At 73.0% G+C, this 26,978-nt stretch carries 25 protein-coding genes and 1 tRNA gene; 10 read left to right on the top strand and 16 right to left on the bottom strand.

Going from position 1 to position 26,978, the window contains the following annotated elements; translation table 11 throughout:
* Positions 1-23: 23 nt before the first annotated feature.
* From ASD16_RS12270 to ASD16_RS12250, 5 genes are all read right to left on the bottom strand, one after another.
* The gene (locus ASD16_RS12270) at positions 24-1,277 is read right to left on the bottom strand and encodes a resuscitation-promoting factor (protein ID WP_082570868.1); all 1,254 of its coding nucleotides are present in this window, start codon (positions 1,275-1,277) and stop codon (positions 24-26) included.
* Positions 1,278-1,616: 339 nt separating this feature from the next.
* On the bottom strand, positions 1,617-2,753 hold the full coding sequence (locus ASD16_RS12265) for a ubiquitin-like domain-containing protein (protein WP_235523265.1): 1,137 nt from the start codon (positions 2,751-2,753) through the stop codon (positions 1,617-1,619).
* A 214-nt stretch (positions 2,754-2,967) separates the two neighbouring features.
* On the bottom strand, positions 2,968-3,870 hold the full coding sequence (locus ASD16_RS12260; protein WP_055917401.1) for a TatD family hydrolase: 903 nt from the start codon (positions 3,868-3,870) through the stop codon (positions 2,968-2,970).
* Complete coding sequence (gene metG, locus ASD16_RS12255; protein ID WP_055917398.1) at positions 3,870-5,663, bottom strand: methionine--tRNA ligase; 1,794 nt, start codon at positions 5,661-5,663, stop codon at positions 3,870-3,872. Before metG ends, ASD16_RS12260 begins: the two co-directional genes overlap by 1 nt.
* Before the next feature lie 31 nt (positions 5,664-5,694).
* Positions 5,695-6,807 carry a sorbosone dehydrogenase family protein gene (locus ASD16_RS12250; RefSeq protein WP_055917395.1) on the bottom strand — a complete coding sequence of 371 codons (1,113 nt, stop codon included), beginning with the start codon at positions 6,805-6,807 and terminating at the stop codon, positions 5,695-5,697.
* Between the two features lie 148 nt (positions 6,808-6,955).
* On the opposite strand from ASD16_RS12250, the gene ASD16_RS12245 reads away from it, so the two are divergent.
* Together ASD16_RS12245 and ASD16_RS12240 are read left to right on the top strand one after the other, a co-directional pair.
* The gene (locus ASD16_RS12245; RefSeq protein WP_055917392.1) at positions 6,956-8,155 is read left to right on the top strand and encodes a cytochrome ubiquinol oxidase subunit I; all 1,200 of its coding nucleotides are present in this window, start codon (positions 6,956-6,958) and stop codon (positions 8,153-8,155) included.
* Entirely contained in the window at positions 8,152-9,075 is a 924-nt protein-coding gene (locus tag ASD16_RS12240) for a cytochrome d ubiquinol oxidase subunit II (RefSeq protein WP_055917389.1), read from the top strand. Before ASD16_RS12245 ends, ASD16_RS12240 begins: the two co-directional genes overlap by 4 nt.
* A 208-nt stretch (positions 9,076-9,283) precedes the next feature.
* Here the strand turns inward: ASD16_RS12240 and rsmI are convergent, their stop codons facing one another.
* The gene (gene rsmI / locus ASD16_RS12235) at positions 9,284-10,150 is read right to left on the bottom strand and encodes a 16S rRNA (cytidine(1402)-2'-O)-methyltransferase (protein ID WP_235523264.1); all 867 of its coding nucleotides are present in this window, start codon (positions 10,148-10,150) and stop codon (positions 9,284-9,286) included.
* Between the two features lie 67 nt (positions 10,151-10,217).
* Here rsmI and ASD16_RS12230 point away from each other — a divergent pair, with 67 nt between their 5' ends.
* A complete protein-coding gene (locus tag ASD16_RS12230; RefSeq protein ID WP_235523262.1) occupies positions 10,218-12,365 on the top strand; it encodes a dolichyl-phosphate-mannose--protein mannosyltransferase in 2,148 nt (715 codons plus the stop codon).
* 12 nt (positions 12,366-12,377) lie between these two features.
* On the opposite strand, the gene ASD16_RS12225 is transcribed toward ASD16_RS12230, so the two are convergent.
* Complete coding sequence (locus tag ASD16_RS12225) at positions 12,378-13,853, bottom strand: family 20 glycosylhydrolase (RefSeq protein ID WP_055917386.1); 1,476 nt, start codon at positions 13,851-13,853, stop codon at positions 12,378-12,380.
* 44 nt (positions 13,854-13,897) lie between these two features.
* The gene (locus ASD16_RS12220) at positions 13,898-14,899 is read right to left on the bottom strand and encodes a bile acid:sodium symporter family protein (protein ID WP_235523261.1); all 1,002 of its coding nucleotides are present in this window, start codon (positions 14,897-14,899) and stop codon (positions 13,898-13,900) included.
* A gap of 102 nt (positions 14,900-15,001) precedes the next feature.
* On the opposite strand from ASD16_RS12220, the gene ASD16_RS12215 reads away from it, so the two are divergent.
* The 3 genes from ASD16_RS12215 (at position 15,002) to ASD16_RS12205 (ending at position 16,241) form a co-directional block, all read left to right on the top strand.
* The gene (locus tag ASD16_RS12215; protein ID WP_055917383.1) at positions 15,002-15,277 is read left to right on the top strand and encodes a GlsB/YeaQ/YmgE family stress response membrane protein; all 276 of its coding nucleotides are present in this window, start codon (positions 15,002-15,004) and stop codon (positions 15,275-15,277) included.
* Between the two features lie 92 nt (positions 15,278-15,369).
* Positions 15,370-15,729 (top strand): helix-turn-helix transcriptional regulator, encoded by a 360-nt coding sequence (locus tag ASD16_RS12210; protein ID WP_055917379.1) that lies wholly within the window; start codon positions 15,370-15,372, stop codon positions 15,727-15,729.
* Complete coding sequence (locus ASD16_RS12205; RefSeq protein WP_055917376.1) at positions 15,726-16,241, top strand: SRPBCC family protein; 516 nt, start codon at positions 15,726-15,728, stop codon at positions 16,239-16,241. The genes ASD16_RS12210 and ASD16_RS12205 overlap by 4 nt, the downstream gene beginning before the upstream one ends.
* A gap of 56 nt (positions 16,242-16,297) precedes the next feature.
* Here the strand turns inward: ASD16_RS12205 and ASD16_RS12200 are convergent.
* The 5 genes from ASD16_RS12200 to galU form a co-directional block, all read right to left on the bottom strand.
* A tRNA-Ala gene (locus ASD16_RS12200) sits at positions 16,298-16,370 on the bottom strand.
* A gap of 53 nt (positions 16,371-16,423) precedes the next feature.
* Entirely contained in the window at positions 16,424-17,560 is a 1,137-nt protein-coding gene (locus ASD16_RS12195; protein ID WP_055917373.1) for a hypothetical protein, read from the bottom strand.
* A 63-nt stretch (positions 17,561-17,623) separates the two neighbouring features.
* Positions 17,624-18,223 carry a GNAT family N-acetyltransferase gene (locus ASD16_RS12190; protein ID WP_055917370.1) on the bottom strand — a complete coding sequence of 200 codons (600 nt, stop codon included), beginning with the start codon at positions 18,221-18,223 and terminating at the stop codon, positions 17,624-17,626.
* Positions 18,223-19,458, bottom strand: a complete 1,236-nt coding sequence (glp, locus tag ASD16_RS12185) for a gephyrin-like molybdotransferase Glp (RefSeq protein ID WP_055917367.1) — start codon at positions 19,456-19,458, stop codon at positions 18,223-18,225. Before glp ends, ASD16_RS12190 begins: the two co-directional genes overlap by 1 nt.
* A 26-nt stretch (positions 19,459-19,484) precedes the next feature.
* Positions 19,485-20,387 (bottom strand): UTP--glucose-1-phosphate uridylyltransferase GalU, encoded by a 903-nt coding sequence (galU, locus tag ASD16_RS12180; RefSeq protein WP_055917363.1) that lies wholly within the window; start codon positions 20,385-20,387, stop codon positions 19,485-19,487.
* A gap of 121 nt (positions 20,388-20,508) precedes the next feature.
* Between galU and ASD16_RS12175 the strand changes: the two genes are divergently transcribed.
* Positions 20,509-21,147, top strand: coding sequence for a 5-formyltetrahydrofolate cyclo-ligase (locus ASD16_RS12175; RefSeq protein ID WP_055917360.1), 639 nt, complete (start codon positions 20,509-20,511; stop codon positions 21,145-21,147).
* On the opposite strand, the gene ASD16_RS12170 is transcribed toward ASD16_RS12175, so the two are convergent.
* The gene (locus ASD16_RS12170) at positions 21,137-23,704 is read right to left on the bottom strand and encodes a penicillin acylase family protein (protein ID WP_055917358.1); all 2,568 of its coding nucleotides are present in this window, start codon (positions 23,702-23,704) and stop codon (positions 21,137-21,139) included. The genes ASD16_RS12175 and ASD16_RS12170 overlap by 11 nt on opposite strands.
* Positions 23,705-23,851: 147 nt before the next feature.
* On the opposite strand from ASD16_RS12170, the gene ASD16_RS12165 reads away from it, so the two are divergent.
* The 3 genes from ASD16_RS12165 (at position 23,852) to mscL (ending at position 25,838) form a co-directional block, all read left to right on the top strand.
* Complete coding sequence (locus tag ASD16_RS12165; RefSeq protein WP_055917356.1) at positions 23,852-24,190, top strand: FmdB family zinc ribbon protein; 339 nt, start codon at positions 23,852-23,854, stop codon at positions 24,188-24,190.
* A gap of 306 nt (positions 24,191-24,496) precedes the next feature.
* Complete coding sequence (gene cpaB, locus ASD16_RS12160) at positions 24,497-25,180, top strand: Flp pilus assembly protein CpaB (protein ID WP_082570805.1); 684 nt, start codon at positions 24,497-24,499, stop codon at positions 25,178-25,180.
* Positions 25,181-25,247: 67 nt separating this feature from the next.
* A complete protein-coding gene (gene mscL / locus ASD16_RS12155) occupies positions 25,248-25,838 on the top strand; it encodes a large conductance mechanosensitive channel protein MscL (RefSeq protein ID WP_200942939.1) in 591 nt (196 codons plus the stop codon).
* A 144-nt stretch (positions 25,839-25,982) separates the two neighbouring features.
* Here mscL and ASD16_RS12150 read toward each other — a convergent pair whose 3' ends face one another.
* Positions 25,983-26,633, bottom strand: coding sequence for a dienelactone hydrolase family protein (locus ASD16_RS12150; protein ID WP_369817971.1), 651 nt, complete (start codon positions 26,631-26,633; stop codon positions 25,983-25,985).
* 5 nt (positions 26,634-26,638) lie between these two features.
* Positions 26,639-26,977, bottom strand: a complete 339-nt coding sequence (locus ASD16_RS12145; RefSeq protein WP_055917348.1) for a hypothetical protein — start codon at positions 26,975-26,977, stop codon at positions 26,639-26,641.
* Position 26,978 lies beyond the last annotated feature (1 nt).

The following is a 26,978-nucleotide window of genomic DNA, read 5'->3' as shown; positions in this document are numbered from 1 at the left end:
CTGGACGGGGGTCTCGCGTGCGATCAGCTGAAGAGGTTCTTCCCGCAGACGGGCCACTGACCGGCGCCCGAGCGGTTGTAGAGCATCTTGGCGCGTGCGGTCTGCTCGTCGGGCGAGGCCTCCGAGGGGAGACCCGCGCCGCCGACGCCCTTCCACGTGGACAGGGAGAACTGGTACAGCCCGTAGTACAGGCCGTTCGACGACACGATGGTGGGGTTGCCACCGGACTCGCAGCGCGCCAGGGCGGCCCAGTTGAGGGAGTCGGCGTCGCCGCCGGCGGTGACCGGCGTCCCCGTCGCGGCGGGAGCCGCTGCGGAAGGCGTCTTGACGACGACCGGGCGCGTCTTGGTGCCGACGCTCAGGACCTCGTCGACCGGTGCCTGGGTGACCGCGTCGGACACGGTCACGCGGCCGGACTCGACGCCGTCGACGGTGGTGACGCGCTCGACGAGCGTGCGGACGCCGGGGACGCCGGCGGTCAGCGTGCGCTTCTGGTCGGTGTAGCGGGCGGCGTCCTGCTGCGTGGTCGACGCGAACGCGACCTCCTGCGTGGACGTGACGTCCTGGACGACGACGCGGTTGACGACCACCTGGACCCGGCCCGAGGCGCCCTGCACCACGGACACGCGGTCGAGCGCGTTCAGCGTGACGCCGAGCTCGCCGAGCACCTGCGCGACGGAGGCGTCGGCATCGGTCACCTCGAGCGTGGTGCCGTCGACGACAACGTCCGCCGGACCGTGCAGCGTGAGGTCGAGCGCGAGCTCCGGGCGGCCACCGGCGGCGGACCGGGACGCGACGAGCGCCACGGACTGCCCGCGGGCGGCGAGGGAGTCGAGCGCCTCGTCGGCGGTCAGCGCGGTCGTCCAGACGGACGTCTCCTGGCCGTCGACGGTGACCGACACCTGGTGCGCGTGCCGCACCACGATCTCCGCACCCTCGCGCAGCGCGCCGCTCTGGCTCACGACGTCGCGCTCGCCGACGACGACACCCTGGTCGTCGAGGAGGCCGTCGACCGACCCCGCGAACGTGCTCAGCTGCGCGACCTCGCCGTTGACGTCGAGCGTGACCGTCTTCTGCGCGTGCGCGAACGCTGCCGTCCCGCCCGCGAGGACGAGGGCCGCTGCGGCGGCGGTGATGGGCAGGATGCGTGCCCGACCGGACCGGTGGCCCGTCGTGGGGGACTCGTCCGGGGAGGACGTGGCGCGAGCTCGCGCGGACAGACCAGGGATCAGGGTCGAGAACTGCACGGGGCTCCAGCCGTCGAGGTGCCCGGGCACGGGGTGCGGTGCGTGTCGCGTGTGCGGCACCCGGCGGTGCGCCTCTGGTTCGAAGCCCGTGGACACCCGCGAAGGGATGTCGCCCGTCGGTCCCGGATCCCCGATCCGGCCGTCACGGCGGCCCGCCTGGAGCGGGCGCCGACCACCCTGCGGAACGTCTGCCGGCACAGGTGGGCCGGTGTCCAGATCGCGGGGCGGGCTCGACCGTAACCGAATCGTGATCGCGTTGCCAAGCGCGCCTACCCTCGAATGCGGTAGGGATGTGCCCTGTTTCAACCCTCGGCGCGGCGTTCCCCCACGTCAGCGCACGTGAGCGGACTCACACGCGAAACGGGTGAATCAGTACCAGCCCTTGGCCTGGCTGTGCGCGTAGGCGCCGCACGGGTCGCCGTAGCGGCCGCCGATGTAGTTCAGGCCCCAGGTGATCTGCGTGGCCGCGTTGGTCCGCCAGTCGTCGGCCACGGTCGCCATCTTGCTGCCCGGGAGCGCCTGCGGGATGCCGTACGCACCCGACGACTTGTTCTCCGCGTTCACCCGCCAGCCGCTCTCCTTGTTCCACAGCGCCAGCAGGCACGCGAACTGGTCGTCGCCCCACCCGCGCTCCGCCGCCATCTCCTTGCCGAGCGCCTGGGCGGTGCCCGGCTCGACCGCGACGACGGACGGGTCCGGCAGCTCCGCGGTCCCGACCCGGGTGACCTGGGCGACCGGCGCGACCGTGACCACCGACGCGACCGCGGTGCGACCGACGACCACGCCGCCCACGATGTCGAGCTGGTACGTGGTGGTGCGGACGCCGGCCTTGCCCTTGGTGGCGATGACGGTGTTGCCCTTGATCATCCCCGGGTCCTCGACCTCGGTGGACTCGAACGGCATCGCCTCGGTGACCGTCTCCCCCGACGTGCTGGCCCGGGTCACCAGGACCACGAGCCCGTCGACGGCGGTGGAGTCGAGGGGCACCGAGACCTGGTCGCCCTCCTCGAGGATCAGCCCGATGTCCCGCAGGCTGTCGCGCACCGTCGCGGCGCTGCTCAGCCCGTCGATGACCTGGCCGTCGACCACCAGGTGGATCGTCTTGAGCGTCGAGACGCGCAGCGTGTCCCGGCCGAGGGCCGCGGAGCGGGACGCCGACAGGCGCACCTCGTCGTCACGCAGCCCGAGACCGTCGACGGCCTCGCCGACCGTCAGCGCCGTGGTCCACACCGAGCGCTCCGAGCCGTCCACCTCGACGGACAGCTCCCGCCCGTGCCGCACGACGATCTGGCCGGACCGCGCGATCGGCTGGTCCAGCGAGGGTGCGACCAGGTCACGCTCACCGACCTCGATGTCGGCGCTCGCCAGCATGTCCTCGACCGTCCGGCCGAAGGCCTCGACCTCCACGGACGTGCCGTCGACGTCGACCGTCACCGTCTTGTGCAGGACCGCGAACGCGCTCGTCGCCGCGGCCACGACGGCCAGGACGGCGGCCTGGGCCACCACGCGCGCGGCTCGTCGACCACGGAAGGGGCGACTGTGCGTCGCACGCTCCTGGTCCGGCCTCACGCGGTGGGTCCTCTCGGGTGGGCTCACAAAGATGCGTCCGTCCTGGACGCAGGTCCGACCGTAACCGATCCGTGACCCACGCGGTAACCCGAGGCCCGCCCCGCGGGACCTCCATCACCCGACCGTCCGGCGACAGACCGGGCCATACCGGTCACCACGTCCCGTAGACGGCCTCGGACGTGGCCGCGAGCGCGGTGCAGACCTCCGCCAGCGGCCGTCCCGTCACCTCGGCGACCGTGCGGACCGTCCCCGGCAGCAGATAGGGGGCGTTGGGCCGGCCGCGGAACGGGTGCACGGTCAGGTAGGGCGCGTCCGTCTCGACGAGCAGGAGGCTGGGCGGCACCTCCCGCAGCGCGTCCCGCAGGGCGTCGTTCGCGCCGAAGGAGACCGGGCCAGCGAACGAGAGGAACCAGCCGTGGGACACCGCGAGCCGCGCCAGGGCGGCGTCGCCGGAGAAGCAGTGGAACACCGTGCGGTCCGGGGCGCCGTCGGAGAGCAGCACCTCGACCACCTCGTCGTGGGCGTCGCGGTCGTGGATCTGGAGCGCCAGGCCCAGCTCCTTGGCCAGCGCGATGTGCGTCCGGAACGCCTCGCGCTGGACCTCCCGGCCCCGGGTGCCCGCGCGGAAGTGGTCCAGTCCGGTCTCGCCGATGGCGCGGATGCGGGGGTTGGCGCGGGCCACCGCCTCCACGCGCGCGATCGCGTCGGCCAGCGAGACGTCGTGGGCCCGGCCGGGATCGAGCCCGTCGGGAGCCGCCTCCAGCACGCCCGCGTGGCGGACCGCCTCGTTGGGGTGGATCGCGACGGCGCCGAGCAGCGCGTCGTGCGTCCGGACGACGTGGTCGGTCCAGGTGATGGCGTCGAGGTCGCAGCCCACCTGGACCATGCGGGTCACGCCGGCGGACGCCGCACGCTCGAGGTGGTCGTCCAGCGTCGGGTCCCAGCCCTCCGCCTCCCACGTCACGACCGTGTCGAGGTGCGTGTGGTTGTCGACGACGGCGACCGGCAGCGGCTCGGGCGGCGCTGGCCAGCCCCGTTCTCTCGACCGCGCCATCACGCCTGGCGCAGCCGGTCGAGCTCCTCCTCGACGATCGAGTCGTCGAGCTTGGTGAACACAGGAACGGGCTTGGCGACGGGCGTCCCCGGCACGAGCGGGCTCGACCGCCACGGCGCGACCGTCCGGCCGAGCTCGTAGTCGCCGGTGATCACCGGGTAGTGGCGCGAGTCGTCGTCGAGGTCGGTGACCTCGTCGATCCGCGGCAGCGGCGAGAACGTCCCCGTGCGGCCGAACGTCTCGTGCACCTTCTGCGCGGAGTGCGGCAGGAACGGCGCCAGCAGGGTGTTGGCGTCGGACACCGCCTGAGCGGCCGTGTGCAGCACGGTGCCCAGCCGGTCGCGGTCCCCCGTCAGCTTCCACGGCTCGGTCTCGGAGATGTACCGGTTGGCCTCCTGGACCACGCGCATCGCCTCGCTGACCGCGGCCCGGTTGCGGTGGGTGCCGAGCAGCCCGCCGACCTTGTCGAAGCCCGCCGACGTCGTCGCGAGCAGGCCCTGGTCCACCGGCAGCAGCTCGCCGGGCGCCGGGATCTCGCCGAAGTTCTTGTGGATCAGGCTCGCCGTGCGGTTGACCAGGTTGCCCCAGCCCGCCACCAGCTCGGAGTTGGTGCGCGTCTTGAAGTCCGCCCACGTGAAGTCCGAGTCCTGGGTCTCCGGACCGGCGACCGACAGGAAGTACCGCAGCGCGTCGGGCTGGTACCGGGACAGCAGGTCGCGCACGTAGATGACGACCCCGCGCGACGAGCTGAACTGCTTGCCCTCCATGGTGAGGAACTCGCTCGAGACCACCTCGGTCGGCAGGTTGAGGGTCCCGAAGGCCCCCGGCGAGCCGCCCTTCGTCCCGCGACCGTCGTAGGCCAGCAGCTCGGCCGGCCAGATCTGGGAGTGGAACGTGATGTTGTCCTTGCCCATGAAGTAGTAGCTCAGGGCCTCGGGGTCGTTCCAGAAGGGGCGCCACGCGTCCGGGTCGCCCTGGCGGCGTGCCCACTCGATCGACGCGGACAGGTACCCGATGACCGCGTCGAACCACACGTAGAGGCGCTTGTTCGGGTTGTCCTCCCAGCCCTCCAGCGGCACCGGGATGCCCCAGTCGATGTCCCGCGTCATGGCGCGGGGGCGCAGGTCGTCGATGAGGTTGAGCGAGAAGTTCAGGACGTTGGGGCGCCAGTCCGTCCGGGTCCTCAGCCACGCCTCCAGCGCCCCGGCGAACGCCGGCAGGTCCAGGAAGAAGTGGTTCGACTCGACGAACTTCGGTGTCTCCCCGTTGATCCGGCTGTGCGGGTTGATCAGGTCGATCGCGTCGAGCTGGTTGCCGCAGTTGTCGCACTGGTCGCCGCGCGCGCCGTCGTACCCGCAGATCGGGCAGGTGCCCTCCACGTAGCGGTCCGGCAGGGTGCGGCCCGTGCTCGGCGAGATGGCCCCCATGGTCGACTGCTCGATCATGTAGCCGTTCTTGTGCACCGTCCGGAACATCTCCTGCACGACCGCGTAGTGGTTGCGCGTCGTCGTGCGCGTGAACAGGTCGTAGGACAGCCCGAGGTTGGTCAGGTCCTCGACGATCACGCGGTTGTAGCGGTCCGCCAGCTCCTGCGGGCTCACGCCCTCCTGCTCGGCCAGCACCAGGATCGGCGTCCCGTGCTCGTCGGTACCGGAGACCATGAGCACCTCGTTGCCCGCCATCCGCATGTAGCGGCTGAAGATGTCCGAGGGGACACCGAAGCCTGCGACGTGACCGATGTGGCGGGGGCCGTTCGCGTAGGGCCACGCGACGGCCGAGAGGATGCGGGACATGCGCCGATCCTAGGTGAGCACGCGCGAGCGCTCAGTCGACGACCACCCGCAGGATGCGGTCGTCGCCGTCGCGGGGGTCGCCCCGGCCGTCGGTGTTCCCGGTGACCACCCAGAGCGACCCGTCAGGAGCCGGCTCGACCGCGCGCAGCCGTCCGCGCTCGCCCTCCAGCAGCGCCTGCGGGGTGCCGACGCCGTCCTCGGTCAGCGGCACGCGCCACAGCCGTTCCCCGCGCAGCCCGGCCAGGTAGACGCCCTCGTCGGTGACGGCCAGGCCGCTCGGGGACGCGTCGGTGGTCGGCCAGACGGCGAGGGGCTGCACGAAGCCGTCGCCCATCCCCTCGACCTGGGGCCAGCCGTAGTTGCCGCCCGGCTCGATCAGGTTGAGCTCGTCCCACGTGTTCTGGCCGAACTCCGAGGCGAACATGCGGCCGTCGGGCGCCCAGCCGAGCCCCTGCACGTTGCGGTGCCCGAGGCTCCACACCGGCGAGCCCTCGTCGGGGTTGCCGGGCGCTGGGTCGCCGTCGGCCGTGATGCGCAGGATCTTGCCGTTCAGGCTGTCGGGGTCCTGCGCCGACGGAGGGTCGCCCGCGTCGCCCGTGGTCACGTAGAGGTAGCCGTCCGGGCCGACGGCGAGGCGGCCGCCGTCGTGGTTGCCGGCCTTCTCGATGCCGGTGAGGATCGGCCGCAGCTCCCCGAGGGTGGACCCGTCGAGGGTCCCGCGCAGGACCCGGTTGTCGTCGGCCGTGGTCGCGTAGAGGGCCAGGTCGACGGCCGACCCCTCCGACCCGAGCACGGTGACGCCCAGCAGACCGCCCTCGCCGGCCGGGACCACGAGGTCCCTGAGCTCGTGGGCACCCGGCCCGGTCACGTCCGTCGCCGCACCGTCCGGGCCGACGAGCACGAGACCCGCCGCCCCCCGGAGCGTGACGACGGCCTGCCCGTCCGGCAGGAACGCGAGCCCCCAGGGGATGTCGAGGTCGCCGAGGATGTCGTCGACCTCGGTCACCTCCACGGTCGCGGGAGCGGGTTCCGCGGTCGTCGTCGGCGTCGTCGGGCCGTCATCCGGGCTGTCGTCGGGGCTGCACCCCGCGAGCGCGACGAGCGCGGCGACGAGCCCGATCCAGGTCACCGGTCGCACAGCCATGCCTCAGCCGATCACGGGCCATCCGGCCCCGCACTCCGGGACCACCCTGACCTGGGCGCCCGCGCACCTCCGGGACCACCCGGAACCGCCCCCGGTCTTCCCCTGGGAGCAGGGTCCACGGCCGTCCCGCGGGCCTAGCGTCCGTCTCGTGAGCGCCGTCGACGCCGCCCGTACGCAGTTCGCGCTGCTCGCGGGCTTCCACTTCCTGTTCGTCCTCGTGACCCTGGGCCTCGGACCCGTGGTCGCGATCTTCCAGACCCGGTGGGCGGTCACCCGGCAGGAGGTGTACGAGCGCGCGACCCGGTTCTGGGGGCAGCTGTACCTCGTCAACTATGCGCTCGGCATCGTGGCGGGGATCCTGCTGGAGCTCCAGTTCGGCCTGCACTTCCCCGGGCTCCTCGACGTCGCCGGGGAGGTGTTCGGCGCGCCGCTGGCGATCGAGACGATGGTCGCGTTCTTCCTCGAGTCGACCCTGCTGGGGCTCTGGGTGTTCGGCTGGCACCAGCTGAACCGGTGGGTGCACACCGTCGTGTTCTGGCTCGTCGTGCTCACCGGGTACGCCTCGGCGTTCGCGGTGATGGTCGCCAACGGGTTCCTGCGCCACCCGGTCGGCTTCGAGCTCCACGACGGCGTCGCGCAGATCACCGACAGCGCCGCGCTGGTGCTCAACCCCGCGGCCGTCCTGTCGCTCGGGCACATCATCGGCGCGTGCCTGCTGGCGGGGGCGTTCGTCGTGATCGGCGTCAGCGCCTGGCACCTGCGCCGGGAGACCGGGTTCGACGAGCTGTTCCAGCGTTCGCTGCGCACGGGGGTCGTCGTCGGCGCGGTCGGAGCCCTGCTCGCGGTCGGGTTCGGGTTCTCGCAGTTCTCCTACTTCACCGACGGGGAGCAGTCTGGCCAGTCCCCCGTCGTCGGCGTCGCGCTCGGGTTCATGATCCTGGGCGGCTTCGCGCTGTTCCTCGGTGCGTTCCCGATGCTGGCGCTCATGGTCCGCGGCGCGCTGTTCCGGCTGCCGTTCCGACGGGCGGTCTACGGGTTCCTCACCGCGGTGCTTCCCGTGCCGTTCGTGCTGGCGATCCTCGGCTGGCTGGCCCGCGAGATCGGCCGCCAGCCGTGGGTCGTCGTCGGCGTGCTGCGGACGTCCGACGCCACCTCCGCGCACAGCGCCACGACCGTCCTCGTCTCGCTCGCGGTGCTCGTCGGGCTGATCGCCACCCTGGCCGTCGTCGACTGGGTCCTGCTCGCCCGTCTCGCCCGCCTCGGACCGGCCTCCCCCACGCTCGGCGCCCCGCCGCTGCACGCCCGGGAGGCCGACGAGCCCCTGACCTTCGCGGAGGTGTCCCGATGATCTGGACCGTGCTGCTCGTCGGCGCGTTCGCCGGCTGGGCCGTGCTCGACGGCATGACCCAGGGGCTCGGCGCCACGCTGCGCCAGGTCGGCCGGACCCCCGGCGAGCGCCGGACCGTGCTCACCGCCCTCGGGCCGTTCCTCCTGGCGGGCGAGGTCTGGCTCGTCGCCGCAGCAGGCATCCTGCTCGCCGGCTTCCACGACCTCGAGCGCGACCTCCTGTTCGTCGCGTACCCGCTGGTCATCGCGCTGCTGGCGTCGTGGGTGCTGCGCGACGCCGGGGTGTGGCTGCGCAGCCGCCGCCCGGGCATCCGCTGGCGTGCCTTCTGGGAGCGCGTGATCGTGGCCGCCTCGGTCGGTCTGCCACTGTCGGCCGGTGCCCTGCTCGGCGGCGCGCTCGTGTGGCTCCCGCCGCAGCCGTCGCTGACCGCTCGAGTGGTCGTGCCGGTCCTCGCCGCCCTGTCCGCCCTCGCCGTCACGCGCGTCCTGGGCACCACGTTCGTGGCCACCCGGACCTCGGGCGTCCTGCGCGAGCGCGCCACCCGGCTGGCCCGGCGGTCCCTGCCCTGGTCGGCGGGGCTGCTCGCCGCCGCGGCGATCGCGTACGTCGTCCTCGTCCCCGCCGACGGACCGCTCAGCGCCGTGCTGCCGCCGCTCGTCGTGCTGGCCGGTTCCGGGTCCGCGCTCGTCGCCCGGCCGGCGCTCGCGGACGGTCGGCTGCACCGGGCGCTCGCCGCGGTGGTCGTCGGCGGGGTGCTGCCGGTGGTCGCCGCCGCCATCGCGCTGGCACCCGCGGCCTCCCCCGCGCCGACCCTCGAGCTGGTGCTGCTCGCCTGCGTCCCGGTGCTGCTCGCGGCCCAGGCGTGGGTCTGGTGGACGTTCCGGCACCCGGTCGGCCCCCGCGACGCGGTCTTCTACTGACCCGCCGTCGCCGAACCCGACACGGGTGCCGCGACGACGCTCAGAACGTCATCCAGGTCGGGTTCGACGCGGGGACCAAGCCCTCAGTGACGTTCACCGGCCCCGACGCTTCAGTCAGGGCTTGGTGGGCGCCTCACGCGTGAGGTCGTCCTCAGGGAGCAAGCCATGGGCGACGTCCACCGTCGCCGACACGGCACTCACGGCTTGGTCAGCGGGGTTTCGCTGCCAGGGCTGCTGCGTACAGGTCGCGCTTCGGGACGCCTGCCGCTGCAGCCACCTCGGCGACCGCGTCCTTGAGGCGGTCGCCCGTGTCCGTGCGGGACAGGACCTCGGCGACCAGGTCCGCCGTCGACAGCTCCACCGCCTTCACCGCCCCGCCGACCACCACGACGATCTCCCCGCGCACCTGGTCCGCGGACGCCCACTCGGTGAGCGTCGACAGGGGACCCCGGACGATCTCCTCGTATGTCTTGGTCAGCTCGCGGCACACCGCGGCCGGCCGGTCGCCGCCGAACGCGACGGCCATCGCCGCCAGGGTGTCGTCCAGCCGGTGCGGCGCCTCGAAGAACACCATCGTGCGGCGCTCGTCGGCCAGCAGCTCGAACGCCCGCGCCCGCTCGCCCGGCTTGCGCGGCGGGAAGCCCTCGAAGCAGAACCGGTCCGTCGGCAGACCGGACAGCGCGAGCGCGGTCAGCACGGCGCTCGGTCCCGGTGCCGCCGTGACCGGCAGACCCGCAGCGACCGCGGCCCCCACCACCCGGAACCCGGGGTCGGACACCGCGGGCATCCCGGCGTCCGTCACGACGACCACCGTGCCCCCGCCCGCCACGACAGCGAGCACCTCCGCGGAGCGTTCGACCTCGTTGTGCTCGTGGAAGCTGAGCACCCGACCGCCGATCTCGACCCCCAGCCTCCTCGCCAGGTCCCGCAGCCGGCGGGTGTCCTCCGCGGCGACGACGTCCGCCTCCGCGAGCAGCCGACGCAGGTGCGCCGACGCGTCCTCGGTGTTGCCGATCGGCGTGGCGGCCAGCACGAGACGGCCCGACGGGTGCGCGGTGGGGCTCACAGGGGTCACGCGGTTCAGCCTGCCACCTCCCGGACCCCCCTCCCGCAGCACAGTGACCGCCCCTACGATGACCCGCGTGCCGCCCACCGGAGACGACGACGCCTCGACCCTGACCGAACGTCAGGAGGTCCCCACCCCGTCCCCGGATCCCGACGAGCGCACGACGACCCCCGATCCGGCCGACGGGACGCCCGACGCGAGCTCCCACCCGGCGCCGTTGGCTGACGAGACCGCGGCCGTCGCTGAGGCCCAGGTCGTCGACGAGCCCGAGGAAGCCGACGAGACTCCAGTCGTTGACGAGGCACCGGCAGCCGACGAGGCGTTTGTCGCCGACGGCACCTCGTCCGTCGTCGAGACCCCGGTGGTCGACGACCACCCGGTAGTCGACGAGACCGAGACGATCGGCGAGACCGAGGCGGTCGACGAGACCGAGGCGGTCGAGGACACGGAGGCGGTCGAGGACACCGAGGTCGCCGTCGCACCCCCGGTCGTCGCGGAGACCAGCCTGGCCGCCGCGGCCGGCTCCGTCCGGGCTACCCACGCCGCGGGTGCGGCCGAGGCGCTCGACGCGAACCCCGCCCCGGGCACCGTGCTCGTCCTCGAGGACGAGCCGCGGGAGGTCGAGGGGCCCGAGGAGTCCACCCGGGGCCGGCTGCTGCGGCGCCTGCTCGGCGACGAGACGCTCCGGCTCGACGCCACCCCGCGCGACCGGCTCACGGGGTGGCTGTGGCCGCTCGCGGTGACGGTGCTCGCGGCGGTGCTGCGGTTCTGGGAGCTGGGCCGCCCGCACAAGCTGGTGTTCGACGAGACCTACTACGTCAAGGACGCGTACTCGCTGCTGGTCAACGGCTTCGAGGCGACGTGGGGCGAGGACCCGAACCCGGCGTTCGAGGCGGGCGACACCAGCGGCCTGACGGACGTCGGCTCGTACGTGGTGCACCCGCAGGTGGGCAAGTGGCTGATCGCGCTGGGGATCCACTTCGGTGGTGGCCCCGGCAGCTCGGCCGCGTGGCGCATGGCGGCGGCGGTCTGCGGGGTCCTCGCGGTGCTCATGGTCGCGCGCATCGGCCGGCGGCTGTTCGCGTCGACGGCGCTGGGCACGCTCGCGGGTCTGCTGCTCGCGATCGACGGCGAGGCGATCGTGATGTCACGGATCAGCCTGCTGGACCCGTTCCTCATGTTCTTCGTCCTCGCCGCGTTCGGCGCCCTCCTGCTGGACCGCGACCAGGCCCGGCGACGGCTGGCGGAGCGGACCGCGCTCCGCGTCGACGCGGGTGAGGACCTCCGCGACGGGCCACGTCTGGGCGTCCGCTGGTGGCGGCTCGCGGCCGCGGTGCTGCTGGGCCTGGCCCTGGGCACCAAGTGGTCGGCGATGTACTTCCTGGCCGTGTTCGGGCTGCTCAGCGTCGCGTGGGACATCACGGCACGACGGAGCGTCGGGGTGCGGCACTGGTGGCGCGCGGGGATCCTCAAGGACGGCGTCGTCGCGGGGATCTCGATGGTCGGTATCGCGCTCGTCGTGTACGTCGGCTCATGGTGGTCGTGGTTCAAGCACCGGCAGGCCTACGGGCGCCTCTGGGCGGAGCAGAACCCGGACCAGGGCGTCCTGTGGCTCCCCCCGGCGCTGCGCTCGTTCTGGAAGTACCACCAGGACATGTGGGGGTTCCACAACGGGCTGGAGACGCCGCACTCGTACTCGGCGCACCCGCTCGGCTGGATCGTGCAGTGGCGGCCGACGTCGTTCTTCTACCCGCCCGAGGTCTCCGGCCTCACGGGTCAGCAGGCGCAGGACGCGTGCGGTGCGGCCAGCTGCTCGCAGGCGATCGTCGCGCTCGGCAACCCGGTCCTGTGGTGGTGCGCGGCGGCGGCGATCATCGTCGCGGTCGTGTGGCTGTTCCGGTACCGCGACTGGCGTGCGGGCGCCGTGCTGTCCGGCATCGTCGCCGGCTGGCTGCCGTGGTTCGCCTACGAGCACCGCACGATCTTCGCGTTCTACTCGATCGTGTTCGCCCCCTGGGTCGTGCTCACGCTGGTCTACGTCATCGGCCTGGTGATCGGTCCGAAGGACCTGGACCCGCGTGAGAGACGCTGGGCGATCGTCGGCTGCGGGGTGCTCGTCGCTCTGATCGTGGGGGTCAGCGCGTTCTTCTACCCGATCTGGACCGCGTGGATCGTGCCGTACGCCTTCTGGCACTCGCACATGTGGCTGCAGACGTGGGTGTGACGGGCTGACGCCTCAGCGCGCCCAGTCCACCTGCGGGCTCGCGTACCACGACAGCCCGAGGCGGTCCCAGAACGCTGCCTGCCGGGCGACCCGGACGCGGAAGTCGTCCCAGTCGCGCCGCTCGGGTGCGGACCAGGCGACCTCGGCGATGGCGGCGAGGCGCGGCAGCAGCATCTGCGTGAGCGCAGGCAGATCGCGCAGCGTCTCGGTCCAGACGGCCGCCTCGACGCCGATCACGGACTCCGCCGGGACGCCCTCGATGAGGGTCGACGGCTCCCAGTCGTAGGCGTCGCGCAGCTCGATGTGACCGGCCCACTCCAGGCCGAGCTCGGTGCTCGCGTCGTACTTCATGTCGAGGTACGCCTTCGAGCCCGGGGACATGAGCAGCAACGCGCCCGCCTGCGCAGCGGCGACGAACGGCGCCGGGTCCACGCGGGTGTCCCAGTACTGCACGACGGTGCCCGGCTCCAACGGGGTGTGCGCGATCTCCTGCCAGCCGACGACCTTCTTCCCGGCCGCGCGGACGGCGGCGGACGCGGCGGCGACCAGCGTGGCGTACTCGTCGGCCTCCATCGTCAGGACCTCGTCGCCGCCGATGTGCACGTACTCGCCGGGGGTCATCGCGGCGACGTCGGAGAACACGTCCGTGAGGAACGGGCCCGTCGCAGGCAGGTCCGCGTGCAGCCGGCTGAAGCCGACCTCGATCCCCGTGTAGGTGTCGGCCGGCTCACCGGTCGGGTTCAGCTCCCCGTAGGCGTGCGTCGCGGCGTTGACGTGACCGGGGACGTCGACCTCCGGCACGACGCGCACCCCGCGCACCGCCCCGTACGCGACGAGGTCGGCGTAGTCCTCGGCCGTGTAGAAGCCACCGGGGTCCCCGTCGACCGACGTGCTGCTGGACAGCCGGGTCAGCAGCGGCCGGGACCGCACGTGCAGCCGCCAGCCCTGGTCGTCCGTGAGGTGCAGGTGCAGCACGTTGAGCTTGTAGTGCGCCATGAGGCCGATGACGACCTTGAGGTCGCGTACGGGCACGAAGTGGCGGGCGACGTCGACCGACAGCCCCCGCCACTGGTAGCGCGGCGCGTCCTCGATGCGGACGGCGGGGACCTGCACGATCCCGCCGGGCGCGGACACGATCAGCTGGCGCAGCGTCACGATCGCGCGCACGAGCCCGGCGGGGGTGCGGGCCTCGACGTCGATGCGGCCGCTGCGCGACGTCAGGCGGTATGCCTCGTCGCCCGGCGGGAGTGACTCGACGAGCCGGAGCCGGACGACGCCGCTCGCGCTGCTCGGGCTGCTCTCGGCGTACCGCACCTCGACGGCCCGGCCGCCGACCCGGCCGAGCAGGTCCGCGGCGAGCACCGCGATGCCGATCAGGTCCGGCCTGCCGTCGACCACGACGGTCGTCGCCTCGGTCAGCACGAACGGCGCGTCGCCGGTCGGCTCGAGGTGCGCAGGCTGCGGGATGACGGCGATGACATCGGGCACGGGGGGTCCTCGGGGGCTGCGGGTCGAATCGTTCCGGGCAGACGCTACTCGACCTGGGCCGCGAGTCGCCTCGCCAGGACCGCGCACGTCGCCAGCTGGAGCTGGTGGAAGACGATCACGGGCAGCGCCACGCTCGCAGCGAGCGCCGGCGCGAACAGGACGGCTGCCATCGGCAGGCCGGTCGCCAGGCTCTTCGTCGACCCGCACATGAGCAGCGCGACCCGGTCGCCCCGCTCGAGCCCGAGCCGGCCGCCGCCGTTCCAGGCGAGCAGGAGCACCGCGGCAAGCATCGCTGCGCACACCACGACCAGGATCGCGAGGGCGACCCAGGTGACGTGCGACCACGCCCCCGACACCGTCGCCTGGCTCACGGACGTGTACGCGACGAGCACGATCACGCTCCGGTCGGTCACGCGGGTGAGGTGCGGGCGCGCGCGCAGCCAGGGGCCGAGCCACCGCTGCACCAGCAGCCCGGCGGCGAAGGGAAGGAGCAGCTGGAGCAGGATCCCTGCGAGGCTCCCGCCGGCCTGCCCCGAGGTCCGGACCATCAGCACGCCGACGAGCAGGGGCGTCAGGACGATGCCGACGACGTTGGAGATGGTCGCCCCGGTGATCGCCCCCGCGACGTTCCCGCGCGCGACGGAGGTGAACACCACCGACGCCTGCACGGTCGAGGGCAGCAGGGACAGGTACAGCAGGCCCGTCTTGAGCTCGGGCGAGACGACGACGTCCGGCAGCAGCTGGACCAGCAGACCGAGCACGGGGAACGCCAGGTAGGTGGCCGCGAGCATCGACCCCTGCAGCCGCCAGCCGCGCAGGCCGGCCCGCACCTCGCTGGTCGCCATGCGCGCGCCGTAGAGGAAGAACAGGAGCACGATCGCGGCCGTGCGGACGACGTCGAGGACGTCCGCGACCACCCCGCGTGCGGGCAGCAGCAGCCCCAGCAGGAGCGCCGACAGGATCATCACGACGAGCGGGTCGACCCAGCGCAGGGCCAGTGCCCAGAGGCTCCGCCCGGCGTCGTCGGCGGGCATGGCGGAGGGCACGGCGACATTCTGTCACCGCGCTCAGCGCGCGGATCCGACGGATCCCCCCTAGATTCATCCGTCGTACCCGGACGAACCCCTCGAAGTCAAGGAGTTCCACACATGACACCCGAAGGCATCATCTCCGCCATCATCATCGGCGCCGTGATCGGCATCCTCGGCCGTCTGCTCGTGCGCGGCCGTCAGCGCATCTCCCTTCTCGTGACCATCCTCATCGGCATCGTCGCGGCCCTCATCGGCACGTACCTGGCCAGCCTCGTCGGTGTCCAGGACACCGCGGGCGTCGACTGGATCGAGCTGCTGTTCCAGGTCGTGCTCGCCGCGATCGGTGTGGCCGCCGTCTCGGGCAGCCGCGGCCGTCGCCGCAGCATCCTCTGAGCTCCACGCACTGCGCACGACGAGGGCGGCCTCCCGGACGGGTGGCCGCCTTCGTCTTGACAGATTGGTAACCCATTGGTTACCAATAGTCCATGGACCCGTTCCCCGCGCTCGCCGACCCGGTGCGACGCGAGCTCCTGCGCACGCTCGCGCGCAACCCCGCACGGGTGGTGGACCTCGCCGCCCTGCACCCGATCAGCCGTCCGGCCGTCAGCAAGCACCTGCGCGTGCTCGTCGACGCCGGCCTGGTCCGCGCGCAGACGCACGGACGCGAACGCCACTACGCCCTGCTGGCCGACGGGCTGGACCCGGTCCGGGCACTGCTCCAGGACCTGGGCCCGCGGCCTCGGTTCGACGAGACGGTGCTCGACGGCCTGGATCTCGAGGTCCGCCGCACCGTCCGCGACCATCGCGCCGCTACCCCGTCCGACCCCGTGGAGGAGACAGCATGACCCCCAGCCCCACCGGCCGCCGCGAGACCCGCGACGGCTACGACAGCGTCGTGATCGACCGCACCTTCCGCGCCCCGATCGAGTCCGTGTGGGCGGCGATCACCGAGTCCGACCGACTCGAGCGCTGGATCGGCACCTGGACCGGCGACCCGAGCAGCGGGTCGGTCCTCTTCCGCATGAACGCGGAGGGCGACGACGCCAAGCCCGAGTCCTTCACGATCCACGACTGCGAACCACCCCGCCGCGTCTCGCTCACCTCGCAGGTGGTCGGCGAGCAGACCACCTGGCACTTCGTGCTCGAGCTGGCGGAGAACCCGGCCACCCTGGGCACCACCACGCTCACGTTCAGCCAGTCCGTTCCGGACGCGGAGATGGCGACCGGCGTCGGCCCCGGCTGGGAGTACTACCTCGACCGTCTCGTCGCCGCGGAGACGGGCGCCGACGTCGCCGCGCTGGACTTCGGCGACTACCACCCGGCGCAGTCGGACTACTACCGAGCGCTGTTCGCCTGACCCCTCCTCGAACGACGAAGGCGGCCTCCCGATGGGGGGCCGCCTTCGTGTGCGGGTGGAGCTGAGGGGATTCGAACCCCTGACCTTCTCATTGCGAACGAGACGCGCTACCAACTGCGCCACAGCCCCGCGAGCGGGCTAAAGACTAACACCAGGCCCCGGTGGATCGCGAAATCCGGGGGTCACTCCCCGGCGACGCGACGCTTCGCCAGGACCGCGTTCAGGTCGATGCTGCCGGTGGTCTCGACGGGTGCCTCGAGAGGTGCGCGCTCGGCGTCCGCGGGTGCCTCGACGTCGGCGGCGCGGGCGGCCGTCGACCCCTCGAGGTTCTCCAGCGGCGCAGGCTCGCGGCGCGGCGCGGAGGCCTTCATCGTGTACGTCGGACGCGGGACGGGGACCGGCGACCAGGCGTCCTCACCGTCGACCCCGAGCTCGGGGGCGGGCACGGTCGCGGTCTCCCCGGTCCGCTCCGCCACGGAGCGGCGGACGACGGGCACCTGCCCGGTCGACGCGTGGCGGGCGGGGCCGTCGGACTCACCCTTGTCCGCGACGATGCGCGCGAACACCTCGGTGCTGGCGTCGGACGGGTGCACGGCCCGGCCGGTGACGAACGCCGCCGGCGCCTCGACGGGAGCAGCCACGGGAGGAGCCACGGGAGCAGCCGGGGCCGCGGGCGCTGCCTTCGTGGCAGTCGCGACGGCACGCATCGCACCCGTGCGCGGGCCGGAGGCGACCCGGCGCTCGTCGGCGATCTTCTGCTCCCAGGCCTCGTCGGCCTCCCGGCCCGCGAGGACCGCACGCCGGCCGAGCACGAGGACCGAGCCGAGCAGGACGGTCGGGACGACGCCGGCGACCCAGGTGACCAGCGGGCTGAGACCGACCGCGGTCCAGCCGACGACGGTCGCGACGACGAGGAACCCGGCCAGGAGCGCGCGACGGCGCGCAGCAGCCCCACGACGGGCGACGGAGGCTGCCCGGGCGGCCCGAGCCTGCGCGGCGCGGCGGGCCGCGTCGGCGGTGATCCTGTCCTGGGTGCCGTGCGGTCGGTCCACGGTGGTGCCTCCTGTCGCGCTCCCGGTGGCCACCGGGAGCCCCTTGCCCGGGGTCAGCAACCCCGCGGTACTGCTCACTGTCGGCCCGGAGACGGCCTCCTGGCGGTTGCGCCGGTCGCTCACCGCGACCACACGCAGCGCCTCGGAGAACCGGTCGTCCGCCCGGGACTCCAGCAGCTGCTGCCGGTGTCGCAGCTTGTGCGGCACCAGGTATGCCACCCACAGGCCGACCAGCGCGAGCGCGACCGGTCCTGCGAGATCGTTCACGTCACGACGGTAGGCGTCGGGGCGGCACCCACCGGGGACCGCGACGGCGTGTCGGCCTGTGCGTCACCCGACAGTGCGGGACCGCCAGCGTGACAGGAGCCCCTCGGGGACGTCCTCGACGGTCAGGGCGAACGTGCGGTGGTCGCACCAGCGGTCCTGGATGTGCAGGTACTTCTCGCGCACCCCCTCGTCGCGGAACCCGAGCTTCTCGACGACGCGCAGCGACGGGCCGTTCTCCGGGCGGATGTTGATCTCGACGCGGTGCAGCCCGAGCGCGTCGAAGCAGTGGTCCGTGGCCAGCGCCACGGCGGTCGGGGTGATGCCGAGCCCGGCGACGTGCTCGGAGACCCAGTAGCCGATGGCCGCGGACCGCAGGGAACCGTAGACGATCGAGGAGACGGTCAGCTGACCCACGAGGCGACCGGCGTGGTCGATCGCGAACGGCAGCGTGACGCCGGCGCGCGCCTGCGCGGACAGGGTGCGCACGAAGGTGCCGAAGGAGGGTCGTGGACCCGTGACCGGGACAGGGCTGGTGGCGTCCCACGGCTCCAGCCACGCGGCGTTCTGCGCGCGCAGCGCCATCCAGGTGTCCTGGTCGCGCCGCCGCAGCGGGCGCAGGCGCACGTCACCCTCGACGAGCACGGCGGGCCATCCGGGAACCATCAGCCCTCCAGGACCAGGCAGTGGATCACCTGTCCGGGGTGCACGGTCAGGTCCTGCTCGCCGACGACCGCGAGCGCGTTGGCGTGCGCGAGCGAGCTCACCGTCGGCGCCGACGGGTCGCCGATCGGTGTCACGCGGTAGCCCTCGTCGGGAGACCCGAGCACGGTCGCCGGGACGAACTGGCGCAGCCCCGGCGGCGAGACCCACCCCTCGACTGCCTCTGCCGCGACCGACGGGCGGAACACCTCGGCGTGCCCGGCCATGGCACGCAGCGCCGGCCGGACGAACACCTCGAACGAGACCTGCGCGGCGACGGGATGCCCCTGCAGGGCGAAGATCGGGACGGACTTGTCGCTGGCCAGGTCGTCGGCCACGGTGCCGAACCCGTGCCTCTGCCCGGGCGTCATCGCGACCTGGTCCAGCCGCACGCTGCCCATCGTCGCCAGCACGTCCTTGACCGTGTCGTGCGTCAGCTCGGACAGCCCGCCGGTGATGACGAGCAGGTCCGCGCGGACCAGTTGGTCCTCGATGGCCTCCCGCAGGACCGCGCGGTCGTCGCCGAGGATGCCGACCCGGACCGACGCGGCGCCCGCGTCCCGGACCGCGGCCTCGAGCGCGTGCCCATCGGTCTCGAAGACCCCGTGACCGGAACGGTCGGCGTGCGCGCCTGGCTCGACCAGCTCGTCGCCGACCGAGAGCAGGACCACGCGGGGGGTGGGGTGCACGCGCAGCCGCCCGCGACCCATCGAGGCGACCAGGGCGAGCTGCCGGGCGCCCAGGCGGGTGCCCGCCTCGAGCACCACGTCGCCCGCCCGGACGTCGGACGCCGCCGGACGCACGTGCTGGCCGGGCACCGCGGGGCGCTGCATGGCGACGCGCGCGGTCCCGCGGTCGGTCTCCTCCAGCGGCACGACGGCGTCGGCCCCGAGCGGCAGCGCCGCCCCGGACGCGATCCGCACCGCCGTGCCGGGCACCAGTCGCAGCGGACCGGCGCCCGGCCGGACGTCGTGCGCGACCGGCAGCGACTGCGCGCTCGCATAGCCGGCGCCCGCGGTCTCGTACGCGGCGACGGCGTAACCGTCACGCGCCGCGACCGCGAACGCCGGCAGGTCGTGGGTGGCCGTGACGTCGGCGGCGAGGATGCAGCCGACGGCGTCACGCAGGACGACGTCGAGCGGTGCGACCGGTCCGACGGCGGCCAGCACGGCCGCGAGGTGATCCTGGACCGATCTCATGCGGGCATTCTGCCCCGCCGAACAGGTCAGTCGGACAGGGTCTGGGAGAACTCGCCCAACCAGGCACGGAAGTCGGGTCCCAGATCGGGGCGGTCCACCGCGATCTGGACGACGGCCTTGAGGTAGTCGAGGCGGTCCCCGGTGTCGTAGCGACGACCGCGGAACACCACGCCGTACACGCCGCCGCCCTCGGAAGCCGGCAGACCGGCGAGGGTCGCGAGCGCGTCGGTCAGCTGGATCTCGCCGCCACGGCCGGGTGCCGTGTTCTCCAGCACCTCGAACACCGCGGGGTGCAGCACGTAGCGGCCGATGATCGCGAGGTTGCTGGGCGCCTCGTCCGCCGGGGGCTTCTCGACGAGGGCGGTGATCCGGACCTGGTCAGGATCTGCCGCACCGTCGAACGGCTCGACCGCGGCGCAGCCGTACATCGAGATCTGGGCGGGCGGGACCTCCAGCAGCGCGATGACGGAGCCGCCGGTCCGCTCCTGGAGGGCGAGCATCGTGCTGAGGAGCTCATCGCGCTCGTCGATCAGGTCGTCTCCGAGCAGGACCGCGAACGGCTCCTGCCCGACGTGGTGCTTGGCCTGGAGCACGGCGTGGCCCAGACCCTTGGGCTGACCCTGACGGACGAAGTGCACGTGCCCCAGGTCGGTGGACTCGCGGACCTTGGCAAGCCGCTCCAGGTCGCCCTTCGCCTCCAGGGCGGCCTCGAGCTCGGGGACGGCGTCGAAGTGGTCGGCGAGCGTGCGCTTCGAGCGGCCGGTGATGAGGAGGACGTCGTCGAGGCCGGCCTTGACGGCCTCCTCCACGACGTACTGGATCGCCGGCTTGTCGACGACCGGGAGCATCTCCTTGGGCGTCGACTTCGTGGCGGGAAGGAACCTGGTGCCCAGGCCCGCGGCGGGGATGACTGCCTTGTGGATCGTCATGACGGGACCATAACGGCGGTTCCGGACGATGCGCTGTGGCGTCCGTCACCACGTGGACGACGTCACAAACTCATACCTCGGTCGGTCGTCGGCGTCTGCGCAGGTGGGCGACACTGGTCTCATGAGCAGCGTCGCCCAGCCGTATCCGCGTGTGTCCGAGGGGGACGAGGTCGAAGACGTCAAGGAACGGCTGCGGATGGCCATCCGCGACGCCCGCAAGATCCGCTCGGTCCGGCTGCGTGATGCCGCCGCGCACGCCCTGGCGGACGTCGTGCTCACCATCCCGGCGGTCGCTGACGCGAGCTGCGTCTCGGTCTACGCGTCCCGCGTGACGGAACCCGGCACCGGCCCCCTGCTCGAGGCCCTCGCCGCGCGCGGCGTGCGCCTGCTCCTGCCGGTGCTGGGCAGCGGGCTGCAGCGCGACTGGGCGGAGTACGCCGGCCCCGACGACCTGCGCGAACGCGCACCGGGTCGCCCGCCCGAGCCGGGCGGCCCCACCCTCGGCGCGGCCGCGCTCGCCGACGCCGACGTCGTGATCGCCCCCGCGCTCGCCGTCGACACCACCGGCGCGCGGCTCGGCCAGGGCGGCGGCTGGTACGACCGGGCCCTCGAGCACCTCCGGCCCGGTGCTCCGGTGGTCGCCCTGGTGTTCCCCGAGGAGCTCTACGACGCGGAGAAGCGCCCGCTGCCCCGCGAGCGCCACGACCGCCTGGTCGACGCCGTCGCGACACCGCTGGAGTGGCACCCCATCACGGCGTGAAGGTCAACCGGTCGCGGGCGTCCGCCTCCGTCGCCGCCTGGGTGAACGGCCACGGGAACGTCCCGCCCCGCGACCACGCGCCCAGCTGGTCGGCGTAGTGCACGCTCGCCGGGTGGCCGGAGGCGCCCGTGAGCGTCACCCACGTCGAGGCGTCGAGGTCGCCCAGGTCCACGACCATGCGCATGGACGGAGCCGCGGTCACCGCGAACGACCCGGAGCTGGCGTTCCACGCGGTGGCGTTCACGATCGAGGACCCGCCACCGACGGCGACCGGGTCGGGGTTGACCAGGTTCCGGACCAGACCGGGCAGTGACGTCCCGCCGAGCACGGGATGCTCGGGCGCGGCCGGGTGCAGCTGCCCCCAGCGCCAGTCCGTGGCCTCCCGGCCCAGCGCGGCGGTCAGCTCGCGGCGAGCCGCGACCATCGCGCGGGTCAGCACCTCGTCGCGCCCCTCGACCACGCCGGGCGTCGACTTGTCGTCCCACCACGGTGACGCGGGCTGGTCGACGAGCTGCCGGACGACCTCGAGCCAGCGCGAGCCGCCCGAGGGGCCGTAGCCGTCCGGGAGGTCGTCGGCGAACGCCGCGGCGAGGATGTCCGCCCAGACCGCCGCGAAGTACGCCGCCGCGGCCGAGTCCACCGACTGCACCCGGTCCCAGGTGCGCAGCAGCTCCTGCCCGTCGTCGTAGAACGGGTCCTCGATGTCCAGGGAGAGCAGCACCGGGACCAGCACGTCCGCGTACGGGCTGTGCTCGTCCGACTGGATCTCGGCCATGTCGTCGACACCGACCTTGCCGTCCGACGTGGCCGACCCGAGCAGCTCGCGGATCCGCTGCGCGCGGTAGCCGTAGTCCCAGTCGTCGGTCAGGAACGGGCCCACACCGGCCGGGGTGACGGCCTGGTTGGCGGTGACGATGAACCCCTCGACGGGGTCCAGCGCGCGCGGCATGGCAGCCGGGTCGACGAACCCCTGCCACTCGTACCGGCTGTCCCACCCCGGCCGCGGCCAGGTGCCGTCCGACGGGACCGGCCCACCGGCGATGCTCGCGCGGACGGGGATGCGGCCGGGCGCCTGGTAGCCGATGTGGCCGTCCGTCGTCGCGAAGACGATGTTCTGCGACGGCACGTCGAACAGCGCGGCGGCCTCCTGGATGTCCGCGGCGTCCTGGGCGACGTTGATCGCGAGCACCGCGTCCATGGTCCGGCCCGGCTGCAGGGCGGTCCAGCCGAGGGAGACCTCGAACCTGCGCCCCGGTGCGTCGTCGGGGACCGGTGCCGTGCCGACGCCGACGAGGTCCAGGACGTCGGACACCAGCGGCCCGTGCACCGTGTCCCGCACCGTCAGGAGGACGTCGTCGCCCCCGTTCACGTGGATGGTCTCCTCGCGCTCGGTGATCGGCGCCTGCGCGCCGTCGCGACGGGTGGTGCCCTCCTCCACACGCTCGAGGAAGAAGTCCGTGACGTCCGCTCCGAGGTTGGTCAGCCCCCACGCGAGCGACGCGTTGTGGCCGATGACCACGCCCGGCATGCCCGCGAACGCGAAGCCGGTGACGTCGTACGGGCACTGCGCGGAGACCTCGTCGCACCGCAGCCCGATCTGCTCCCAGATGCCCGGCGCCGAGATGCCCAGGTGCGGGTCGTTGGCCAGCAGCGGCTTGCCCGACTCCGTGAGGTCGCCGGAGACCACCCACGAGTTCGAGCCCACGCCCTCGCCGTCGCCCATGAGGTGCGGCACCGCGTCCAGCGCGGCCGCCGCGGACGCCATGGCCGCCTGCAGGTCGGCGCTGTCGAGGTCGAGCTCCGCGGTGGTCGCCGACGCCTGCTGTGCCGTCGTCGCCGGCAGGTCCGCCGCCGTCAGGATGGGCAGGTTGACGTCCTGCGGGTAGGCGGGGAAAAGCTCGTCGACGCGCGCGATGTCGCCGATCGTCGAGTACGACGCGGCGCGCTCCAGCTCCGCGTCGTAGTTCCCCCGCAGGTCCCAGGCCATCGCCTTGAGCCACGCGAGCGAGTCGACGGGGTCCCACGGCGCCGGCGGGCCGACGTCGACCTGCAGCCCGAGCACCGAGTACTCGACGGCGATCGCGCCCGGGTCCCGGCCGTCGAGGTACGCGTTCACGCCGTCCGCGTACGCCTGGAGCGCGTCGCGCGTGCTCTGCTGCAGCAGCCCCCACTCCTGCTCGGCCACCCGGCGCCACCCGAAGGTCCGGATCACCTTGTCCGCGGCGAGCGCGTCCTCGTTCTCGCCGACCAGCTCCGACAGCCGCCCCGACGTCACGTGGCGGCGGTAGTCCATCTCGAAGAACCGGTCCTGCGCGGCCACGTAGCCCTGCGCCCGGAACAGGTCCTGCGACGTCGTCGCGGTGATCGTCGGGACCCCGCGGTCGTCGCGCGTGACCGTCACGTCGGCGGCCAGGCCGGGCAGCTCCTTCTCGCCGGCGACCTCCGGCAGCGGCCGCCGCACGACGATGACGGCCGTGACCATCACCGCGACGAGGGCGACGACGACCACAGCGGCGACGGTGATCACGGAGAGACGGACGAGGCGGCGACGAGACACGCTTCGGAGGGTACTTTGCCGCCCCGGCTCCGGCTGTCGGAGCGCCCCGCGCGGACGCCCGGAATGTGCCGGGCGAGCGAACCGTTACGATTGGCACTCGGACGATGCGAGTGCCAGACCTTTCCGACCTCTCTCAGGAGAACTTCAGTGCCCACCTACGCCTACGCCTGCACGGCGTGCGGTCACGCCTTCGAGATCGTGCAGTCGTTCAGCGACGACTCGCTGAGCGTCTGCCCCGAGTGCGAAGGTCGCCTGCGCAAGGTCTTCTCCTCCGTCGGCGTCGTGTTCAAGGGCTCCGGCTTCTACCGCAACGACGCACGCGCCGGTGCGAAGTCGACCGCCCTGAGCCCGGCCGCGTCGACCCCGGCAGCGACTCCTTCGTCTTCCTCGACCTCGACCTCGACGTCCTCTTCGTCGTCGGGCTCGTCGTCGTCGGGCTCGTCGTCGTCACCCGCCCCTGCGGCCAAGCCTGCGGCCTCGAGCTGACCTTCCCGCCCTGAGCCTCCCGGCGCCGTCACCTGCGGGTGGCGGCGCCGGTCTCGTTCCGCGACGCGTGCGTCGTGCGCGAGGGGCGGCGCCGTCGCCTGCGGGTGCGGGCGCCGGTCTCGTCTCGCGACCCTTGCGTCGTGAGCGAGCGCCGTCGCCTGCGGTGGGGGTGCCGTCTCGTCTCGCGACGCGCGTACGTCGAGCGAGAGGCGTCGAGCCGCCCCCAGCCCACCGGATCTCGGCCCCGTCCACGCGCTCGGGATCGGCCCGGGCTCTTCGGCGCCGACGCACCTAGCGTCTGCCCTCATGCACCCGCACCTGCTCGCCGGTCGGCCGCCACCGCTCCCCCACCGTCGACGACCGTTCCCCCTGGCGTTGCGCGCCACCCTCTGGCGCGCACGGTTCGCGGTCGGCGCGGTGTTCCTCGGGCTCGCCGCCGCCTGCACGGTCCAAGCGCTGCGGCCGGTCGAACCACCCACCGCGCCCGTGCTCGTCGCGGCGCACGCGCTCGCGGCCGGCACGGCGCTGACCACGGCAGACGTGCGGGTGGCGCAGTTCCCCGTCGCGGTCGTCCCCGACGGTGCACTCACCGACCCCTCCGCGGTGGACGAGACCTCCACAGCGGTCCCGATCACGGCGGGCAGCCCCGTGGTGCCCGGTCTCCTGGCCGACGACGAGGTCCGCGGACCGCCCGGCACGGTCGTCGCGACCGTCCGGTTCGCCGATCCCGCCGTCGCCGGTCTGCTCTCGCCCGGGATGCGCGTCGACGTGCTCGCCGCCACCCCGGAGGGCGGACCGGGAGGTGTCGTCGCGACCAGGGCGCTCGTCCTGCCGGTGGCCCGCCGGACCGCGTCGACCCAGAGCGCGCTGGGCCTCGGCGGAGCCGGTGACGACTCCGTCCCGGTGCTCCTCGCCGTGTCTCCCGACGAGGCGCCGGCCCTCGCGGGGGCTGCTGCGTCCGCCTTGCTCTCCGCGGTCGTCGTGCCATGATCGTCCGACCCGAGACGCCCCTGCACGGTGGGCGCCGGACAACCGACATCCAGCCCGAGGGGGCAGAATGACCGACAGGCTCAGCACAGGGATCAACGGCGCACGGCAGGGGCTCCAGGGGACAGCGAAGGTGTTCCAGGGGTTCAAGGACTTCATCTCCCGCGGGAACGCGATCGAGCTCGCCGTCGGTGTCGTCATCGGTGCCGCGTTCGGCGCGGTCGTGAAGTCGATCGTCGACGGTCTGATCGGGCCCCTGATCTCGGCGATCTTCGGGAAGCCGGACCTGAGCGGCGTGTGGGCGTTCACGATCAACGAGGCGCACTTCTCGTTCGGCCTGATCCTGCAGGCGCTGATCCTGTTCCTGTTCACCGCCGCCGCCGTGTACTTCCTCATCGTGCTGCCGATGAACGCCCTGGCAGCCCGGCGCAAGAGCGGCGAGGAGGAGGAGCCGGCCGCACCCGCCGAGGACATCCTGCTGCTGCAGGAGATCCGCGACCTGCTCGCCAACCGCCTCACGCCGGCGATCGTCAACGACGCCGGCACCGGCCCCGCGACGGGTCCCGCAGGCACGGCCGCCACCTCGCCCGGCTCGACCTCCGGTCCCGACCTCCCGCCGTCCATCCCCCCGAGCCCGACCACCCCGCCGAAGCCCCTCTGAGCCGCGAGGAAGCCATGAGTGGCGCAGTGGGCAGAGTCATCGCCACTCATGGCTTGGTCGACCGCATGGTGAACCGCCGAGCATGACGACCGCCGCCCGGCCCGGCCTCGGGCTGCGGGCGGCGACTCTCCTTCGCCGTGGTGGCTAGCGGATCGCCGCGAGGAAGGCGAGCGTGCGTTCCGTGAGGAGCTGGGCGGCGGCGGGGTCGTACGAGGGCAGGCTGTTGTCCGCGAACAGGTGCTCCTCGCCCGGGTAGACGAAGAGCTCCGCGTCGGGGGACTCCTTCACCAGGGCGCGGGCTGCGTCGATGTCACCCTCACCGGCGAAGAACGGGTCGGCGTCCATGCCGTGGATCTGCACCGGCACACCCTTCGGCCACGGGCTGTCGAACTCCGAGGTCGGGACGCACGAGTGGAAGAACAGGGCACCCTTCGCGCCGGGGCGTGTCTGAGCGAGCATCTGCGCGGGCAGGACGCCGAGCGAGAATCCGGCGTACACGAGCGCTTCCGGCAATGTGTCGACCGTGGCCTGTCCGCGTCCCAGCACGATCGGGAACCCGACCTCGTCGGCGTACGCGAGGCCGGACTCGATGTCCTCGAACACGTGCCCGTCGTACAGGTCCGGGACGTGCACGGTGTGTCCTGCGTCGCGGAGCGTGTCCGCGAAGTCGAGGACACCGGACGTGAGCCCCTGGGCGTGGTGGAAGAGCAGGACCTCGGCCATGGGTGTGTCTCCTTCGGGTCGTGCGGATGGTCGATGGGTTGGCCCCGCGATCGTCTCGCGCGGGTCTGACACAGGAGTCACCAGTGCGGTGGCTTGTCCTGGTGCAGGCGGTCGTCGTTGGAGCCGGCCTCCCGGTCGCCCCAGCCGACGTCGGAGTCGTCGGCGCTCCGCGTCGCGACCGCCGGCTCGTGCCCGGGCGGGGCGTTCGTCGGCCCGCTGTCGCCCTTGCGACCGGCTGCGGCAGCCGCGTCGCCACGAGCGAGGTCACGTGGAGCGTCGTCACGGTGAGCGTCTACCCGGGGCGCCGGGTGTGACGAGACGAGGTTGGCGTCGTCCCCACCGACCGTGCCCGCGAGCCGGACGGCTCGCCGCGGGCGGCGTGCGGGTGCACCCTGGGGCGGCTCGGTCGACGACACC

The organism is Cellulomonas sp. Root485 (assembly GCF_001426705.1).
Classification (GTDB): Bacteria; Actinomycetota; Actinomycetes; order Actinomycetales; family Cellulomonadaceae; genus Cellulomonas.
The sequence above is the reverse complement of the archived record's forward strand: the minus strand, read 5'-3'. Positions and strand labels throughout refer to the sequence as shown.